Source organism: Microbulbifer sp. TYP-18 (assembly GCF_040932045.1).
Classification (GTDB): Bacteria; Pseudomonadota; Gammaproteobacteria; order Pseudomonadales; family Cellvibrionaceae; genus Microbulbifer.
The window spans coordinates 18,194-36,733 of record NZ_JBFRBC010000039.1 but is presented as its reverse complement, the minus strand read 5'-3'; the positions used below and the strand labels follow the sequence as shown (position 1 = coordinate 36,733).

19 protein-coding genes are annotated in these 18,540 nt (G+C 58.9%); all 19 read right to left on the bottom strand.

Annotation, left to right across the window (positions count from 1 at the left end):
* Positions 1-1,517: 1,517 nt before the first annotated feature.
* Entirely contained in the window at positions 1,518-1,802 is a 285-nt protein-coding gene (locus ABVT36_RS18060) for a hypothetical protein (protein ID WP_368457802.1), read from the bottom strand.
* A gap of 2 nt (positions 1,803-1,804) precedes the next feature.
* Complete coding sequence (locus tag ABVT36_RS18055) at positions 1,805-2,272, bottom strand: hypothetical protein (protein ID WP_368457801.1); 468 nt, start codon at positions 2,270-2,272, stop codon at positions 1,805-1,807.
* Positions 2,272-2,988 (bottom strand): hypothetical protein, encoded by a 717-nt coding sequence (locus ABVT36_RS18050; protein WP_368457800.1) that lies wholly within the window; start codon positions 2,986-2,988, stop codon positions 2,272-2,274. Before ABVT36_RS18050 ends, ABVT36_RS18055 begins: the two co-directional genes overlap by 1 nt.
* Positions 2,985-3,248 (bottom strand): hypothetical protein, encoded by a 264-nt coding sequence (locus ABVT36_RS18045; protein ID WP_368457799.1) that lies wholly within the window; start codon positions 3,246-3,248, stop codon positions 2,985-2,987. Before ABVT36_RS18045 ends, ABVT36_RS18050 begins: the two co-directional genes overlap by 4 nt.
* Before the next feature lie 178 nt (positions 3,249-3,426).
* A complete protein-coding gene (locus ABVT36_RS18040; protein WP_368457798.1) occupies positions 3,427-3,789 on the bottom strand; it encodes a DUF4376 domain-containing protein in 363 nt (120 codons plus the stop codon).
* Entirely contained in the window at positions 3,773-4,153 is a 381-nt protein-coding gene (locus tag ABVT36_RS18035; protein ID WP_368457797.1) for a hypothetical protein, read from the bottom strand. The genes ABVT36_RS18040 and ABVT36_RS18035 overlap by 17 nt, the downstream gene beginning before the upstream one ends.
* A 5-nt stretch (positions 4,154-4,158) precedes the next feature.
* Entirely contained in the window at positions 4,159-6,444 is a 2,286-nt protein-coding gene (locus tag ABVT36_RS18030) for a hypothetical protein (RefSeq protein WP_368457796.1), read from the bottom strand.
* Positions 6,444-8,042, bottom strand: a complete 1,599-nt coding sequence (locus ABVT36_RS18025; protein WP_368457795.1) for a hypothetical protein — start codon at positions 8,040-8,042, stop codon at positions 6,444-6,446. Before ABVT36_RS18025 ends, ABVT36_RS18030 begins: the two co-directional genes overlap by 1 nt.
* Positions 8,026-8,757 carry a hypothetical protein gene (locus tag ABVT36_RS18020; RefSeq protein ID WP_368457794.1) on the bottom strand — a complete coding sequence of 244 codons (732 nt, stop codon included), beginning with the start codon at positions 8,755-8,757 and terminating at the stop codon, positions 8,026-8,028. Before ABVT36_RS18020 ends, ABVT36_RS18025 begins: the two co-directional genes overlap by 17 nt.
* On the bottom strand, positions 8,758-8,982 hold the full coding sequence (locus ABVT36_RS18015) for a hypothetical protein (RefSeq protein ID WP_368457793.1): 225 nt from the start codon (positions 8,980-8,982) through the stop codon (positions 8,758-8,760).
* A gap of 38 nt (positions 8,983-9,020) precedes the next feature.
* Entirely contained in the window at positions 9,021-9,881 is an 861-nt protein-coding gene (locus ABVT36_RS18010; RefSeq protein WP_368457792.1) for a SprB repeat-containing protein, read from the bottom strand.
* Positions 9,881-13,435, bottom strand: coding sequence for a pyocin knob domain-containing S74 family peptidase (locus ABVT36_RS18005; protein WP_368457791.1), 3,555 nt, complete (start codon positions 13,433-13,435; stop codon positions 9,881-9,883). Before ABVT36_RS18005 ends, ABVT36_RS18010 begins: the two co-directional genes overlap by 1 nt.
* A gap of 3 nt (positions 13,436-13,438) precedes the next feature.
* Complete coding sequence (locus ABVT36_RS18000; protein WP_368457790.1) at positions 13,439-13,810, bottom strand: hypothetical protein; 372 nt, start codon at positions 13,808-13,810, stop codon at positions 13,439-13,441.
* 18 nt (positions 13,811-13,828) lie between these two features.
* Entirely contained in the window at positions 13,829-14,443 is a 615-nt protein-coding gene (locus ABVT36_RS17995; RefSeq protein ID WP_368457789.1) for a hypothetical protein, read from the bottom strand.
* A complete protein-coding gene (locus ABVT36_RS17990; RefSeq protein WP_368457788.1) occupies positions 14,443-15,084 on the bottom strand; it encodes a DUF6682 family protein in 642 nt (213 codons plus the stop codon). Before ABVT36_RS17990 ends, ABVT36_RS17995 begins: the two co-directional genes overlap by 1 nt.
* Positions 15,077-15,616 (bottom strand): hypothetical protein, encoded by a 540-nt coding sequence (locus ABVT36_RS17985; protein ID WP_368457787.1) that lies wholly within the window; start codon positions 15,614-15,616, stop codon positions 15,077-15,079. The genes ABVT36_RS17990 and ABVT36_RS17985 overlap by 8 nt, the downstream gene beginning before the upstream one ends.
* 43 nt (positions 15,617-15,659) lie before the next feature.
* Positions 15,660-16,046 (bottom strand): hypothetical protein, encoded by a 387-nt coding sequence (locus ABVT36_RS17980; protein ID WP_368457786.1) that lies wholly within the window; start codon positions 16,044-16,046, stop codon positions 15,660-15,662.
* 57 nt (positions 16,047-16,103) lie between these two features.
* Positions 16,104-17,345, bottom strand: coding sequence for a DUF4043 family protein (locus tag ABVT36_RS17975; RefSeq protein WP_368457785.1), 1,242 nt, complete (start codon positions 17,343-17,345; stop codon positions 16,104-16,106).
* A 17-nt stretch (positions 17,346-17,362) separates the two neighbouring features.
* A complete protein-coding gene (locus tag ABVT36_RS17970) occupies positions 17,363-18,442 on the bottom strand; it encodes a hypothetical protein (protein ID WP_368457784.1) in 1,080 nt (359 codons plus the stop codon).
* Between the last annotated feature and the right edge of the window lie 98 nt (positions 18,443-18,540).

Sequence of the window (18,540 nt, the reverse complement as noted above, 5' to 3'; positions counted from 1 at the left end):
CCGACTGCCACCCCAGGGCTTAAAATCCGTACCGTCACTGGAGAAGTATCCCGCAGTCTCGTCGATACGAGTCTTCGCGTAGGCTTCGGCCTTCTTCACCAACTCCACTCTGCTGGGCGGGGCTTCAAGGGGAATCAACTGATTGGTTTTGGGGTCAACACGCACCAATGCTTCGCTAGACCCATCCTCACTCTTCACCTTCTCTATGATCGGTTTTTCCGGCCCGCTCGGCTTTCTGGGGTCTTCCAAATATTGAATCCGCGCCGACAGGGATTGGTGGTTATCACTGCCCGGCTCTGCCTTATCCCGCGCAAGCATTAATCTCTCCATCTCGGTGGTGTTCTTATTGGTCTCGGGGTCTTTGAGCATCCCAAGTGCCTTCAACAGCGCNTGGTATAGACCCTGCACCTGACGCTCCGTTGGAGTGGGGTAGCCGGGCACTGTTCGAATATCCGGGTTTCCACCGGAAGCCATCTGTTGTCCACCACCCTGCTCGGCACCATACAGATTCAGGTATTCCTGAATAAAATACTGCCTGGCGCGCTCCCGACTGCCACCCCAGGGCTTAAAATCCGTACCGTCACTGGAGAAGTATCCCGCAGTCTCGTCGATACGAGTCTTCGCGTAGGCTTCGGCCTTCTTCACCAACTCCACTCTACTGGGCGGCGCCTCAAGGGGAATCAACTGATTGGTTTTGGGGTCGACACGCACCAATGCTTCACTAGACCCATCCTCACTCTTCACCTTCTCTATGATCGGTTTTTCCGGCCCGCTCGGCTTTCTTGGATCTTCCAGATAGTTAATCCGCGCCGACAGGGATTGGTGGTTATCACTGCCCGGCTCCGCCTTATCCCGCGCAAGCATTAATCTCTCCATCTCGGTGGCGTTTTTATTGGTCTCGGGGTCTTTCAGCATCCCAAGTGCCTTCAACAGTGCCCGCCGCTCTTTGGGATTGTTTTTGAGGATGTCTATCTGCCCCGCCCAACCCATACCCCGCTTCATCAATGGGTCTACCTTATACTGATGTACCGGGTCGTCCTGTGCCGTTGACTGCCGGTCCGTTTTGGGGACAATCTCACCGTTGCGCCGCATACCAATGACAACCGTACCCGGCTGCTTGCCACGGGTCAGAAAAGCGACCCCCTCCAGTTCGTCGGCGACTTCACTGCCGCTGATCAGATCGGGGGAGGTCGCCTGTACCGCCTGCGCAACCTCCGGCGACTCCAACGGGAGTTGACCCTCTCGCAGTCCTTTCATGGTCTCCGGCAAAGACAGCAGTGCGGCCATCTCTGGCGTATCTGGATTGCCCCCATATTCGATGATCGATGCAACCCGACCCAGTTGTTTTAGGTTGTACTCCGCCAGCTCTCGGTTGTATCGCTCCGTCTGGCGTGCATCCGCTTTGCTCTGGCGATCCTGCTGAAGCCTCCGGTCCTTCACATTCTCCATAAAGCCAAAACCCTGCATAAAGCCCTGGGCCGCATTGGCCGTACTTAATCCAGCCATTCTGTTTCCCCTTAAAAAAGTTCACCGGTTGCCCAGCCAGCCAACGCGCCCAGGGCCGCCCCATACAACATCCCCATAGGCCCAGCAAAGGCACCACTCTTTGCACCCGCGGCCATGGAGGCGCCAATACCGGCACCGGCGCTGACATTGGTGGCCTTCTGCTGCTTTTCGGCCATTTCCAGCTGGTCGTTGCGCATGTCCCGCTCGCGCTCCTGCTGCGCAACCTGTTCCAGTCCATGCATCGCGTCCCGCTTCACACCGCGACCAACACTGATTAATCCGTAACTTCCACTCATGGTTAACGGCCCTCGCTAATCGCTTCTCTCAATCCAATGGCGCCCGCGCCGGACATGACCTGCTGCTGACGGTCCTGCACATGCATCCGCGTATTGTTTCTCGCCGCCAGCTTCGCAGCAGTTCCACTGGCTGCGTTGGAACGACTTTCGCTGGCATGTTCCCGTGGACTCATCGACAGGCCAAAGCGACTGCGATCCCGTTGCAGACTTTCCTTTGAAGTTGTAAAGCTCTGATCCATCGCCTCACCCGCCCGGTCCACCGCCTCGGTCACTGCCTCGGGGTTGGTGGCGAAGTCGATGGCCTTGTCCTCATAAGGGGCAAAGCGTTTTAGATAATCCTGCCACTCGGCGCGGTAAATCCTGGCCAGCGTATTTTCGGCACTGCCATCGAAGTACACGCCCCCTCCGCGATAATTGGCACCCTCCTGGTAATCACGCAGTCCATTCATCGCACCATTTAATGCACCCATCACGATGTACCCTGGTTGTTCGTGGATTGATCCTGTTCGTCCGGACGCCTATAGCTGTCGAGCCCATAGCCAGTTGCCGCCCCCGCAAGGGTGCCAACCGTTTGCTGAGTCAGGGCCGATTCATTAAACGCCTGGGCGGCATCGTCGGCCGCTTTATCGGCCGCAGCGTCAGCCAAACCACCCATGCCCGCTGTGGCTGTAGCCGACTTGCCCTGCCCCATGTTGACGATGTTCTGCAACCCGGTGACATACTGGTCCTTTTGGCTGTTGCCGGCACGGGTCACCGTCTCGCCGGTGGACTTCCCTTCGGCGACTGCCATCTGGTTGGTGGCGGCTTTGAATTTGCCACTGTTGGGATTGATGCCTGCCGACACCAGATTGTCCTGAAGACCCGCCTTGGCCTCACTGAACTCGGCCCGGCTGTGCTGATTCGCCGATCCCTCGGCAAAATCCATGGCCGCTTCACTGTCCTGCGCGTTCACCCGGTCCATAAACTCCTGCTCCAGACCAGAGTATTTCTGCTGATAGTGATTCCACTTTTGCGCCACCACATCCGCAAAGGCTTTTTCGTCGGCGGTCTCTTTGATTTTATTGTCACCACCCTTATGGAATAACCGCCGCAATCTAAAGGGCTGAAAGTTGTCAAATTCTCCCGTACCGGGAAGCTGGTCGTACAGACCCTTGTCATCGGAATCAATGACCATGGAAAGTTTCACAAAGGCATCCTCCAGATCGTAAAATCGCCCTCGGTGCGATGGGGCTCAAACCCCAGACGCCGGGCCAATCGGTTTAGCGCCGGCAACACCGTCCAGAACTGTAAATACTTGGCGCCAACCGCCAGCGCCATTTGCTGTGCCTGCGGAAAGTGAGCACGGATTGCATTACCACCTTTACCTGACGCGGCCCAAACCTCGATCACCTTGTCCCCTTTCTCGATTCTTGGGCGCAGCACACAAAAACTGTCGTCGTCGGTCATTAGAAAAGCGCGACCATTAGCCACGCCGCATCGAATTTGTATAAAAAGATCCGGCACACCACAGCGCGTACCGATTGCCTCGATTGGCTCCTGAAAGGCTGCCAACGTGCAAAAAGGTTGCAACACCAACATAGGCAATAGAGGTTAAGCAGTGGTAATTAATCCGGCTTCGGGAGAGTTAAGCCTTCCATTCCCTGAGCTGCCGCAGCGTGACACCATCGCGCTTGAATTGCTGCGCAGCCTCATGCAGTGCGCCACTGCGCCGGGATTTTTCCACCAAGGCATTGTCATAGAGTTTGCGCAGGTCATTCGGAGCAAGCCACAACTGATGGTTCTCGGCGGTCATCCAGGCGACGCTTGCGGTTCCCGTCTGATCCCAGTGGTTCAGCCGCAATTCCATCCGGTGCAGGCTCTCCCGATCCACATCCAGGAAAAAGCCGTCCACCAGCAAAGGCGCCTCCTCTTGTGTACGGCGCCAGTCATTGATTTGCTGTCGCGTGGCGGTCACGTCCAGCGGATCGTATTCAGGCAACCTCGGCACGGATCACCTCACTGTGGTAGGGAAAGCAGTCAATTTCGATTCGGTAAACGCCAGGCTCGGCCACCGGCCATACGACAAATCCGTCGTCAATCACGCCCTGCCAATTGGGCACCGTTAACCGGGCACCGGCCGGAATGTTGTTGACAACAACCTCCCTGGTTTCCGGGTTGAACTCCCAGCTGACTTTCATGCGCGGTCGTTTGGCAATGGTTTCGCTCGCCACCACCACATAGTCCTCATTGGCATCCACCGACGCATTCACCCAAATCCATTGCAGGTGGTCGGGCACCGAAGTCTCCTGTTCCACCAGCGTAATGGTGCCATCCAGGGTCCAGCGAATCCGCCCGTCGCTGGGGTCGAACACCACAATCACCGTTTGGTACCCAGGATCAGCAGGTTGGCGTTGCGCAGCAGTCCCCCATCGTGCTCCAGATGCCGCGCGATCACCCGCACCGAGACACTGGTGGCGCTGGTACCGCCATAACTCATGGACACCGGTACCGACCAGTTCATATTCGAGCTGCCCCCCACGTCCTGCCAGATCACATTGCTCTGCCGGCGTATGCCATTGATATACAGTTCCACCCGCACAGCACCGTCATCCCATTGATAAAACTCCCCGGTGACAATCACCTGATAGCCACCGCCCTCCGGGTTAAAACTGGTTTGTGCCAATACTGCTGAACTGCCCCTGGCTCTCAGGTCGGCGTTGCCGATGCCAATCGCCTGCGCCACAGTGACCGCATTGCCTTTGATGTGCAGGGTATCGATGATATCGGCGGCATTGGCTTTCAGCCGGTCCGCCTCAATATTCCCGCGCGCATAGATATGGTTAAAAATGGCCGCGCCGGTTTTGTCGATGCGCCAGCCCTGTGTACCGCCGGAATTGCCAAAGCTGTCGGACTGGATAAAGTCGCCGATATAGGCGTTGGTGATACTGCCGGTGCCGATACGGGCCAGCACAAAGGCCGCGTTGATCCCGGTGATCCTGTCCACCGCGATGCTGCCCACCTGCGCGGTATTGATGGTGGCGTCCTTGATCAGCGCGCCATCCATCACCACCCGGTTGCCATCGATAATAAAAGCCAGCTCGGCCTTCCCCGGCGCACCCACGGAAAAGCGGTCCACGGAGAAAACCATTTCACTGTGCTGGGTGCCGTCGTACTCGTTCTGGGTCACCGCCAGGCCGAACCCGGCCACATAGCCGTTGCTGTCGATCTTGACCGTAAACTGCCCTTCGATGCCATCCACGCTCTGCTGCAACACCTGCACCGATGTGGTGTTTTCACCGGATTCGGTCTGCACCTGGGTCAGGGCCGTGGCCTGGGACTGCAACTCCCCGTCGATAAAGGCCACATCAATCTGCAACTGATCGATGGCCGCTGCACTGGCCGCCAAACCGCTGTTGGGGTTTTCCAGCGTGGCCTGCAGGCCGGCGATGTCCTGGCCCTGGGCCGCGATATCCTCGCCGACCCGGATAATTTCCAGCGCCTGGGCCGCCAGCGCGGACGCATTGGCGCCCACACCGGTATTGGCATCGAACACCGTCAGTTCCAGGCTGTCCAGTTGCCCGGCCTGGGCCATCAGCTGTTCTTCATTGCTGGTGATGCGCAGGTTCTGGGCACTGATGGCACCGGCATTGGCCGCCACGCCATTGGCAGGATCGTTGACCGTCAACTCCATGGCATCCAGGCGCGCCAGTTGCGCTTCGTCCGCTGCGATCCGCGCCAACCGCTCGGTGGTTAAATTGGCCTCCACACTCAATACCAACTGATCACGGGCATCGTGCCAAAGGCCGTCGTCCTCCGTAAATACATAGGGGTGATTGTTATCGTCGGTGTCGAACCAGCGGGAGCCCTCCACCAGCACACCACTACTGGCCTGTTCCGGCGTCGGCGCCTCCGGCTGATAAAAAATCTCCACATCCGTGGCCACCACCAGGCCATCGATTTGCTGCTGCAGACTGTTGACCGCCTGCTGGCGACTGCTGATTTCATTGTTGAGACTGTCCACCAGTCCCGTCGCCGGGTTGTCGATCAGGTCCAGGCGGTCCTGCAGCGTTTGATACAGCTGCGTTTCGCTGATCTGCCCCGACAGGCTCTCCAGCACCAGCGCCGGGTCCGGCGCCGTACTGCCAGCGGTACCCGCCGTACCATTGTGCGGTCCCTCGATGTCGGTGGTCGAGGTATAGGCAATCCAGTAGTAATAAGTGACTTCCCGCTGTATCCCCACATCCGCATACAAAAAGCTGGTGGACTGGCCGATGGCCACCGCGTTGGCCAGGTTGTCCTCGGTGGCCCGGTAAATGGTGGTGTAGGCGTGGCCCCGGTACTGGCTGTTGGGGTTGTTCCACTGCAAAAACACATGGCTAAAACCGTTGGTCACCGCAAAGCCCGTGGGCGCCGGCGGCACAATCGGGTCGGGTGCCGAGTTGGTGGGAACCAGATCTATGCCGGGAATTGCAAACCGCGAGTTGTTGATCAACTTCACCAGCCCGGTATCAATCAGGTTGCGTTTTGTCAGAAAAGCGTCGAGCGGATTGCCCCGTGTACCCAGCCCTACTTCGACCAATTCAATTATTTTTTCCAGGACCGGGCGAATGGCACGGTCTACCTTTGAAGGAAGATTCGGCAGCCCGGTCGCACGCCTGGCCATCAGCTGATCTCGCTCATACTGCCGGCCAGCTGGATATTCGATACCGGCGCAGTGCCGCGCAGCTCGAACTGCACATGGCGGTAACGGCGCCTGCAGGGCAGCCGAAAGGCGTGGCCATCGGTCACCGACAGGCTGTGCAGCAGCTCGCCGTCGGCGTAAACGTCAAAATCCACCGGATAGGTATCGGCGTCGATTTTGGCTGCGGCGAATCCCACCCCGAGCGGCGTTGGCCAGATTTTGCTGCGCCAGGTATAGGGCGAGTCCGGGCCGGCGCCCCAGCGGCTCACCACACCCGCCTGGCACAGGTACAGTTCGCCACTGGCCTCGTCCAGGTAGGCGGTGTCCGCCGTCACATCGTAAAAGCGAAACCCCTCCTGCACGGAAAAACTAAAACTGCCCCGCTCAATTCCATTGTCGTAAAACGCCAGATAGCGGTCCTCGAAGCGATAGGCGTGAATGCTCGATGGATTAAAGCGCTCCCTAAACTGCGATGGCAGTATCAATGGTTCGCTGACCAGACGCGCATCGGTGCCCCCCACCGCAACCAGCCCATCCGGTGAGGCATAAATGACGTATTCCCCCATATCCACCAGGGAGCGTTTGCTGACACAGGCGTGAACCTCATCCAGTGGTACCAGGCTCATGGCCGCCGGTTCGGAACCGGCCACCAGATAGGGTTTGCCGGTCGTAGCGATCACCGCACCGCTGGAAATCACCGCCGCCGCAACAAAATCATAAGCCATCGCCAACTGGTAGCGGATCGGCCAGGCGTGGGGCTGAAAGGGTTCGCAAAATGCCAGGGTATTGCCAAAAGCCCCCAGCATCACCCCATTGGGCAGCGCCGTCAGCCCGGTCATATTCGGGTCCGGCGCAATCCAGTCCCCGCTGGGACAGGACTCCCCCAGTTGTCCCGACTTCACACTGTCACTAAAGCTATCCTGGGCGGCGGGGATCTCGGCCACAAACTGAAACCCGGCTAATTCGGCCCGGTAAATGCGTTTGGACTGCACCACAAAATTCCCGCTGGCCACCGGAATCGCGCTCAATTCCACCGTGGCCCCGTCCCAGCGCGCCACAATGCGCGAGGGCACACTGGGCGGCCCCTCCTCTCCACGCGCCGACACAAAGGTGACGATATAGGCGGTGTCGATCGACTGGCCACCCTCCGGCGGTTCCCCGTCCGGGCCAGTCACAAAGGGGGCTGCGGAGGGTGCGGGCAGGCCCAGGTCGTGCACCCCGGAGGGATAGGGGCCGGCGCCACCGGTGGCCAGGGTGGCGTCGGTGATTTTGGGCACACCATCGCCGGTAAAATAGGTGCGCTCCGTGGTATCCCCGGCAATCTGTCCCCGCACCACATCCACATCGCCGGCAAATTCAAACCAGAAGCCCTGCCCCTCATTGCCCTCACGGTTGAACAGGTACAGGGTCTGTGTCGCCGTATCCAGGGTTTGCCCCGTTTCCGCCGGCGCACAGGCCGGCGCTATCTGTCCCCGGCGCAGCTCCACATTCATTGCCCGGGTGGCAAAGCGGCCGTCCAGAAGCTTGGGATCGATACGGGGGGTTTCTCCGGCAAAGTTATAGCTATTGATTTTGGCCATCACGCACCCGTTCGCTTTCGTCGAAGCCCCACAAACTTTCCTGCTCCCGCATCGCCAGGTGCAACCCCTCGCACAACTGACTCGGGGTGAATGTGCTGGCGCTATTGTCTGACAGCATCCATTGGGCCGACTGGTCCTGGCGAATCTGGTTGAATGCCATTAACAGGCCGCTGACCAACTCTGGCGCGGTCAACGCTGTATTGCCCTGCTGTGTCTCCAGATAGCTGATGAAACCATTAAGCAGCTGGTGTTGGGCAATGGTCACCACCCGCGCCATACGGGTCTGGGCCGTCTCGTCACCATCCAGCTGCTTGCCCTCCACCGTCACCTTGATCGCCCGCAACCGTTCCGCCCGCTCGGCCTTAAATACCCGGCGATAAAACTCCGCGACCACCTGATCCACTTCAGCCTGGCGCAGCCCTGGGTCGTCCTCCGGCAACGCCACCGGCTCGCCCCGATAAAATGCCAGCCAGGGGTACTCCGCTTCCAATGCTGTCTTGTCCACCGCCTGTGCCCACTGGTGCACCAGGTCCATCAAAGGCGGATAGTCCACATAGGCCGCAATCACTTCCTGCATTTGTGCGCTGGTCTCATCCAGCCCTTTACTGCGCGCCACTTCCATCATACGGTTTATATCGCGCAGATCGGATACAACAACGGCCTGTGTTTGCAGGCCGTTTTGGGGGTCGTAACTGTATAAGAGGGCGTGGCGCATTCAGGTCACCGGGCGCAGCTTCTGCAACACATCCGCCGCCTGTGTCGCCAGGGTTCGATTGGATTGAATCATGCCGCCGTACATCTTTACCGGGTCGGGATCAAACACCGAGCCTGTCTGCACTATGCCCCCCAATAACTGGCGCAGCTGCTGCAGTTGCTCCCCGGTAATGACATACTCCTCTTTAGTTACAGATTTGCTTTTGGACCGATTGCCAGTTGGCATACTTTGCACTCCTGATGCTCGAAAAAATAAGGGGTTCATTAAAAAGGCTCTAGCCAATCTGTCTCCACGATTGCCGAAATCCTGACGGTCTTGTCGAACAGGTAGCCGCCACCGGATTTTTTGCGTATCCGCACGCGCACATCCGCTATCTTGCTCAGGCCCGGCTTATCCGGCCGCGACTGGCTGGCCGTCACCGATTGCCAGCGCTGGGTATTGATCGTCAACGGGGTTGTGGTGGGCGAACCACTACTGACCGTGCCCAGGGTGATATTGAAATACACATCAAATAAATCCCCCACGGTGGAACTGGCCGGCGCTATCCAGTAGCCGGTACCACTGGCGGTGCCGTTGCGGTTCACAAACACCGTCGCGGTCACCGTCGCCGGCGCGTAGTCAATCGCAACTTCGTTGGTGATCGCCCCGGTATTGAGCCGGTAGTGGGTAAAGCTGATCGTGACATTGTTGGTGGTGATGGTGCCCACACCATCGGTAATCCGGCACCGGTAGACCGCCGTAACCGACACGCCGCTGCTGCTGGTATGGGTCAAACTGACCGACGCCCCGGAGCCGCTTTGTGACAGGGTGGTGCCACTGACTTTCTGCCAGGTATAGGTGTAGTTGCCCGTGCCACCACTGACGCTGGCGGTGATGGTGCCGGAACTCAGTGTTCGGGAAGTCCCAACCAGCGCGATATTTTCATTGGTGACACTGGTTTTTGACAGCGAGGCCCCGCTCATGGGCACATAGTCCGTCAGGCCCAGCAGGTCGTCGCTGCTAAAGGGCGGACCCGGCACATCGCTGCGTGCCGCCAGGTTTTCGCTGGTAAACGTATTATTGATGCCGTCCAGACCCGCAAGTTGCTCGCTGGTCAGCGGATAGCTGCCCGGTGTTGACCCCACTAGGCCGCCTCCAGCTTTTTGACCCGGGCCGTCAAACGATTGAGGGCTTTTTGCTGGTTCCTGAGCCGCCGCTGCTGATTTGTGAGCCGCTGTGACTGCCAGGCGTTGACCGCGCACCAGTAGTTGTAGATCATCGGGTAGCACACGGACAAATCTCCGGTGACCGGATTGCGCTCCACCACTTCCGGCAGTATCTTTTGGATACTCTGCGCCACCACGCCAAACTGATCCCTGGCACTGCCATCCTTCAGGTCATAGAGTAGCCACTCGATCCGCACCAGCTTTTCCAGTAGTCGCGTCAATTCAACTTCGCGGAAATGCTCTTTTAGTCCTGCGTCAGAGTCGTTGACCGTAAATTCCGCATTAAAGTAATGGCGCTTGTAGGAATAAATAGTGCTGCTGGTCAGCTGCATAACCTCCTGGTTATTCGCCCACAGCTCCAGCACCCCTGAGCCATTCTGGCGAATCCCGGTATCGTTATCCCCCAGGGCGATACCCTTGCCGTTGGCCAGGTTGCCGCCAGGGGTGACACCAATGCCCAGTGAACCCGCAACAGAGGCGTTTGTACTGCCGGAGTGCAGCACCTTTCTCCAGGCCGACCAATTGCTGTTGTAATAGCCCCGAAAATAGAAGTCGGGCGCATCACTGCTCAGAAAATTGTAGGTGTAATACTGCTGGGTGACGCCGGCTGCGGCCTGGACCACCAGGGAACCCGCTTTTGCGGTTGGGTAATTGCTCCCACTGCTGGCGTTGGCATTGGCGGTCTGGTAATAGAAGCCGGGGGTCTGGTAATTGTTCAGGTTCACCACGCCCAGTGCCGGCGCCGAGGCCGGGGTAAAGCCCGATGTATTGCCATCATGCCAGACCTGATGCCCGCTCTGTGTCAGGGGGCCGCTGGTATTCAGCGCTGGCACGCTGAGTTTGGCGGTGCCGGACCCGGAGTTGCGGTTGAAATCCAGGGAGCCGGCGGTGGAGGGTGTGATGCTCCAGCTCTCTCCACCGCGGACAATCTTGATATGCTGACCATAGCTCGCGGAATTGAATGTGGTCAGTCCGCCAATCGACTGGCCACCGCCGCTGTGCAGAATATCGTGATAGACACCACCAAACTTTGCTTTCAGGCCAGTAAGGTCGGCAGCGTTGTAGCCGGTAAAGCGGACGTTGCCTTCCGACTGTAAATACACATGGCCACCGGAAGCGGTCAGCCTGTGATTGTTGCCGGGATCAGTCTGGTCTGACTCGAACAGTTCCAGGGCAGGCGATGTATTCGACACCGTAAGATCGCGAACTTCCAGGCCGCCGTGAATGGTCTGCCCACCCTTGCTCGTAATAACTTGGTACCAGTTGCCCCAGGTGCCCGCCTGCACACCGCGCAGATACCAGGTCGGATTGGCGCTGTTGCTGGACACCAGGGTCCAGCCGTATTGCTGACTGGTGTTCTCGTGGCTGACGTGAATACCCCAGTACCAGCCGGTGGCGTTCCCCAGCGGATCATTGGCTTGAACCGAGCCGTTGTAAAAACCGCTTTTGACAACATCGTTCCAACCGTTGGTGCCCTGAACGCCCAGGGTGCCACTCGCGTTCTTGCCGGAGATAAAGTGGGCCGCCTCCTCACCGCCCAACTTTGCGGCATCGGCCGCTGTAGCAGAAATACCCAGATACTTTTCAGCCAGGGCGGTGCCGTCTTCGCTGATCGCACTGGCGTTGAGTCCGCGATAAAACTGTGAAGCACCATGACGAGACAGCGCCACAACCGCTTCTGATTCGTCATCCAGGCGGATACCCGCGGGGTTATCCGCACCACTGCCGCGAAAGCGTAGGTAGTCATCCTGAAAACCGACTTTGAATGATCCAGCGGTAGGATGAAGGAACTCGATAGGCTCAGCGCTGGCGCGCGGGAAGCGAACCCTGTCGAAAGTGGTTGTGCCGGAGACTGTCTGCCCGCCCCCGCTGTGCAGCAGATCCTGCCCGGCCTGCTGCAATTTCCAGCCGGCACTGCCGCCGACAAAATCCACCACCTTCTGAGCGGGGTTGCAGTAAAACCGCGCATCGAAACTGTCACCGCTGGCAAAGCCGATAAAGGTCTCGCCCCCATCGGTATTGGCGTGCGCATAAAGTCCAATATCCGCAATCAGGGACTCGTTGCCATCATTGGCCAGTGCCGGCATTTGTGACTTGCCCACCGCCAAACGGCCCGCCAGCCATTGGTTGCCGCTCCCGGTATGCAGCAGGTCAACGCTGGCGGAACCGTTATTCCACTGGGGTACCGAAGCCGATTGAACCACCGTCGGCATGGTGGCGTCACCCAGCCACACCTGGGCGCCATCGGCACTGGTCCGCGCCAGGTATTTCGCGGCACCAGCGCTGTTTTTACCGCGCACACCCACACCGGGATCGAACAGCGTATTCTGCGCCCCGGCAAAATCCCCGTAATCCAGTACCACCGCGCCAATATATCCATTGACGCTGGCGACGTTCCCCGAGCCGGGGGTTATAAACCAGGCCGCATCCGGCACCGAGTAGGTGATAAAGTCGTTGACGTAGACATTTTTGCCATCCACAACGCCGTCGCTGATGATGACATAGCGGGCCGAGTTGGCCGGGGTCGGCGGTGTACCATTGACCGCCGCATCCCAGGAGCCCAGAAACTCCACCTGCCCCGAGGCGGATGCCGCGGACTCGGCCGCCTTGGCCGCCCAGTGGGCACTGGAGTATTGCGTCTCTCCGGGTAGCAACTGGTCTTCAGGGTGGTTGGCCCACTGCAAGGCTTTTTGCTGTGCCGCCACCGCACCGCTCTCTGCGGTCTGCGCCACCGTTGCGCTGTCCGCTGCGGCCACCGCGCTACTACCGGCAATACCCTGTGCTGTTTCGGCTCCGGCCTGCGCATTGATGGCCCCATCACGCGCCGCCTGCGCATCGGTTTTTGCAGTAGTGGCCAAGCCCGCCTGTGTGGTAGCCGTCGCGGCACTGTTGGCGGCATTCTGTGCACTGGTCGTCGCCTGCCCGGCACTGGTGGCGGCATCATTGGCACTGGTGGCCGCCGCCGAGGCGGAACCCGCTGCGGCTGTCGCACTGGTTTCGGCTTTCCCGGCTTCAGTGTCTGCCTGTTCGGCGGAAATCTGCGCGGAGTTGGCCCAGCTCTGTGCGGAGGAGGCACTGTCGGCTGCGGCCTGTTTACTGGTCTCGGCCGAAGCCGCGCTGTTGCCGGAGTTCGCCGCGCTGTTTTCCGCAGCGATCCGGTGGTCGTTGGCAGTGACCGCACTGGCGCTCGCATCCGAGGCACTGTTTTCGGCAGCTGTCGCACTGCCGGCAGCACTCTGCGCGCTGGTCGCCGCATTGGTTTTGCTCTGCGCAGCCGCCGCCGCACTGGCCCCGGCGTTTTGCTCCGCTTCCACCACCTGCGCCGCCAGGCGCGCCACCACGCCCACATCACCGGTAATCTCAACCGCAATGGGCTGGCCCCTCGCGTCCAGTGTTACCTCCAATGCCTGGCGGGCCACCGTTTCAATCTCAACGGTTTCTGTTGCCGCTTGAACCTGCAGGGTGTCGCTCATGGCTTAGCGGCTCCGGGTAATCTGCTGCACAAAGCGGATACGGCCGTACACAATGGTCCGCACTTCAGTGTCACCGCCCGGTATTGGCGTGGCCATCTGCAGGTCGTAATAGTAACTGGCAGGCTTTAGATTCTCCGTCTCCGCCGCGCTCAGTCCAATCGCCGTTTCGCCGTTCTGGCTATTGGCATCCACAGGCGCCGTCAAAATGGCCTGGGCGTCCGCCTGGTCGTCGGGCACCTGCGGTTTCAGCTTGAGCGTCAACCAGAAGGTGCGCCCCGAAATATCGATACGATCGCCATTCTCATCCTTAAACACCAGCGGCAGGCTCAGGCTGTCCCCGATCACTGCATCGGTGAGGTTCTTTTTACTGGCCATAGGCGCCTCAAGAAAAAATCAGAAATAAGTGCGGGGTTTGGGCTGATAGCGTCGCGGAGTGGTGGAAAATCCACGTCCGGCCTTGCGGGCCGCCTGATCGCGCGCCGCCACATACTGGCCCTGCGCCAACTGAAACAGCTCGGGTGCCGACCAGGGTTTGTGCGGCATGGTGTAGAGCCTGGCCAGGGTGCCCTGCTCTATGGCGTCGCGGTAATCCGTCAACAGCGTCCTGGAAACACTGGCGGCCGTATTTGAGGGCTTGACCGCCCCCTGCACCGTCAGGACCTGCTCGCCCAGTTCAGGGTCAATATCCAGCACACCGGGCTGGGACTGCCACCACCAGCGCTCGCCGGGTATCGGTTTTTGGCGCGGCGTGAACACATTGCCCTCCGCATCCTTCACCTCCAGCACCTTGACCACCTCGGTATCACCCGGGCCTTCCAGAAAATAACTGCCGATACCCTCAATGGTGTAGACATCCACCAAAGGCTCCCGCCAGTAACAGGCGTGCTCGCAAAAATCCTGCAATACCGATAGAAGGTGATGACGGATCAACGACTCCGGCGCATCCGGCACGCTGATCACAATACCGGGCAGAAACGCATCAATATCAACCAGTTCATGTTCCAGCATCAGACCTTGCGCTCCGGCTGCCACGGGGAAACCCGCGCTTCGTTCTGCACTTTGACCCCGAGGAAGTTAAAGAAATTGGCGTAGTGCTTGCGGCTGCGGGACTCGTTCACGCTGCCCTCGGTGTCCTCACTGAACAGCCGATACAGCGCATACTCAATCAATGCAGGGCGGTATTCCGGCCCGACCGTTGGCGTCGCCGTTGTCAGGTCATCGTACTCAGCCGGGCGCTTTGCCAAAGTCGCCACCACCGTGCCGGCCACTACCGGCGGGGACAGCTCAAAAACCCTGGGGTTGTGCTCGTCATAGGTGTACTGCCGGGCCTCCGGCTCTGTATTGGCGCCGCGCCAGTTGGGCGCCATCAGGTCCAGGTGCTCCCGTGCCACCAGGCGAATACTGCGGCCGGGTTCCGCCAGGGTGCCGTTATGCTTAATATCCAGCACCCGCAGATAGTCAGCCGGAATGGCCTGTCGGGCGCCTTCCACCGTGGTGACTTCCACATCCTCCGCAGTGGCCTCCGGCTTGTAGGCCACAATCACCAGCTCCGCATCCAACAGCGCACTGCCAATGGCCTCAGCGCTGTACTGCACTTCACTGGCATCGCGGAGGCTATTGCGCACCTCCGAAATCAGAGTGTTAACCATCGCCGATGACCTGCTTCCAGGCTTTGGCCACATCCTCCATTTTCAGATTCGGGTTATTGGCCAGCTCGCGCACCTTGGCGATAATCGGCTTGCCCCTTTGTGAGATGTGCTCCGAATCCTTCGGCATCCCTCGCAATAGCTCAATGAGCGAAACATTTTGCTGGACTTCATCCTGATCGTCGGAAACCGCTTCGCTGCCCGCGCCTTCGGCGTTCTCACCCGTACCGATCCCATTATCCTGCGCTTGCTCCCCCGACTGCGGCAGTGGCGCATTTCCCAGTCCCAACTTGCGGCCCAATGGAGTCTTATCCTCTGGATCGGTCGGTTCCGGCACCACAGGTATTTGCGACACCGGGGCTTTACCGTCAGCGAGGCACCATACATCCCTGTGACGGAGCAACTTCGCCGCAATATTGCCAGGCACCGGTTGAACATCCCCTTTGCCCGCCCACTCGATGCCGCTATGGCAAACCGTATCGCGCTTGGTCGCCTTGTTGCCGATGTACTTGATATTCAGGGTTTGCTGACTCATCTCTATCTCCAAAATAAAAAAGCCCGCACTACGCGGGCTCGGTTTACGCGCCGATATAGATGTATTGCAGCACTACATCGATAACTCCGGTGGCAGCACCTCCGGCAGTGGTTGCCGCAATGGTTGTCGCCACATCCAGCATCACCGGTGCCCCGTCGTAATCCACCCGACCGGCAGTGGCAGTATTCGCGGGGGAAAGCATGGCCGTCCTGTTACCCGCTTTATCCACCGCATCCACCTTGACGGTAGTGGAGGCACCCAAGGCATCGTTGACCAGTTTGAGGCCCACGACTTTGCACATGGGCGGAAGCTTGAATAGTCTGCCCTCGGCACCGGCAGCCTCGCCCTCGAACTCCACCCTGCCAACGGCAGCATTCAAATTGCCGTAGGTGGTGTTCATTTGCAGATTGTGAATGGTTGGCTCTTTCATCGCCGTATCTCCATCAATGAGTTTGGGTTGAGCCGCCGTTGCCGGCGGCATCACCGGTTAGCCGCTGACCGCAGTGTCCAGCACCATGCAACCGTGGTCGTTGATGCGGCCATCGGTACCTTCGAACTGAACCTTCGCCTTGCCATTGGTCCAGTAGACGGTGTGTTCCATCATGTTGCCGGCGTCGGTTAGTTCCTCATGCAAGCGGAAGTGGTGACCACCTTCGGCCTTTTTGCCATTGCGCCCGAAGGCCGTCGCCAACGCCTGGCCACCCAGCAGTATTGCCCGCTCCACGTTGGTTCCTACGGTCGCGGTCGTGGTCTGGGCATTGGCGGTGTTGGTGCAGACGGTCACATTGCTGCCACTACTGAAGCGAATCGTGCGGGAGCGCTTTCGGATCAAAATGTTGCGCCACATCGCCACTTCGCCGATGAACAGCGGGTGGTTGAACCCCTTGGCACGCGAATGTGCGTTGGACAGCAGGGTTTGCCACTGACTGCCGGACATGGAAGTCCAGAAATCATTCCACTGGCGCGGAGAGACGGACAGTACATAGAAGGGGTTGTCGTTGGCCTGGGGATCGCCCTCGAACTTCACCGGCTGGATCGGGAAGGGCATTTCGTCGATCACAAGGCGCAGGTTGTCCACGGCAGTCAGATCGAACAGGTCGGCGCTATCAAGGGCACTGCCACCATCGAGACTCAACGCATCACCGGCGTACATATGTCGGTCATAGGTTGGCGGCTTCACCGGATTGACTGCAATTTCCGCGAACTCCGGGTCTGACGATAACGGCACCGCCCATTCAGCGTCATCGTGGTCACCGCGCGCACCGGCCAGATGCACCAGGCAAAGCTGGTCGTCCAGCGCGTTATAGTTCGGACCCAGCATGGTGCGCGCAACATTGCGCAAGTCGTGGCTGGTGCGCTGCTGGCTCATGCGACCACCGGAATCCACCTGCAGACGGCCCTGATCGATCTTCAGGTTAAACTGCGCGGAAGACAGCGAACCTCCGCGACCGGCGATCTTGCGGTCACCCATCGTGGGCTTCATACGCAGCTGGTGGTAGAGGTCCATCGTCACTTCGTCACCCGCCTGTTTGGACAGGTTGGTAATACGCACGATGGGCGCCCCGGGGTTGGTCTGAACATTGCCGTCGGCCTTGTTCTTGCTCACCGTTTTCGGCGCCTTGCCGGTCATCATATTGGCAAAGGAATTGGGGCGGGATGCCTCGGTGAACAGTGCAACATTGAAAAGACGTCTGCCCGCCGGGCTATTGGCGGAAATATGAGTAGCCATGGCTTAAACTCCAGGAATCAACCTTCCAGCAGATTGAAAATTTCGTCGGGATCGCGTTTACTCACGAACTCGAGCATTTCCTCCTCGGACATCGCTTCCACTCGCTCCGCGAGCGACTTCTCTCCGGCCGGGGGTCTGCCTAGATCGGTTAGGGATTTAGGGTGTTCGGTCTGTTCAGCTTCCCGAATCTTTTCCTTCACCTTCGTGGCGAGGTCCGGCTTATCGCCAGCTTTGCCGTCAGGCGAAGGGTCAAGCGGGTCACCAAACGCGACCTTGGTTCTGCGTTCCGCTTCCGCGAAGCGCTCCGCGAAAGACTTGTCCTTGAAAGCGGGATCACTTTTGAGTTTTTCATCGACGGAAACAGCGAACTCCCATCGGTCTGGATCGGACTGACTCCATTCCGTCAGGGATTGATTGGCCGCTAGAGCCTCATCGACCTCCTGCTGTGCCGAACCGCCTTCAGGCTCTACCGGTGCAGGTGAAGTACCGTTGCCAGTCAACTGCGCCTTTAGGTAGCGGTTTTGCAGCGCCATCTTGCGTACCAGATCGCCCACCTCGCCGTATTCATCGAGGCCCTTTAATTCCTCCTCGGTGATTTCAACATCTTCCGGTAATGCGGCAGGCTGCAGGTCATTGGCTTTCAGCTGCTTACGCAATTCCTCATTGAGGCGTTGCGCTTTCTGCAGTTCCACCTTTTCCTGTTCCCACTGGGCACGCTCTTCCTGAAAAGTCTTACGCTCCTCAGTCAGCTTTTTGCGGGTATTGTCGAGAACAGAGTAAGGAATCCGGCTCTTGCCATCGCGACCGACCACCACCTTGTCCGCGCCCTCCACTTCCTGCTGATCGGCGTCGAGCGAATCGCCGTCGGTATCGCCCTGGTCATCAGCATTGGTGTTTGCTTGCGGTTCTGGTGCCTCTGGCTCTGGCTGCTTATCGTCAGGCTCCTTTTCCGGCTCATTCGTTTTTGGTGCTTCCTTGGAATCCCCGTACAACACTGCGGCGATGGCTTCTTCATCACCACTCTCCAACAGTGCTTCCAGCTCCTCCTCGGAACACTCGACCTCCAGATCTCCATCTTCTCTTACTGAAAAACTCATTGGTCCACTTCCTCTATTTGTCGCATAGATGCGAAAGGTTGAATCCCAGTTGTCGCATGGGTGCGAAAATTGCCCTCTATCGCTCAGGCGTGCGAAAA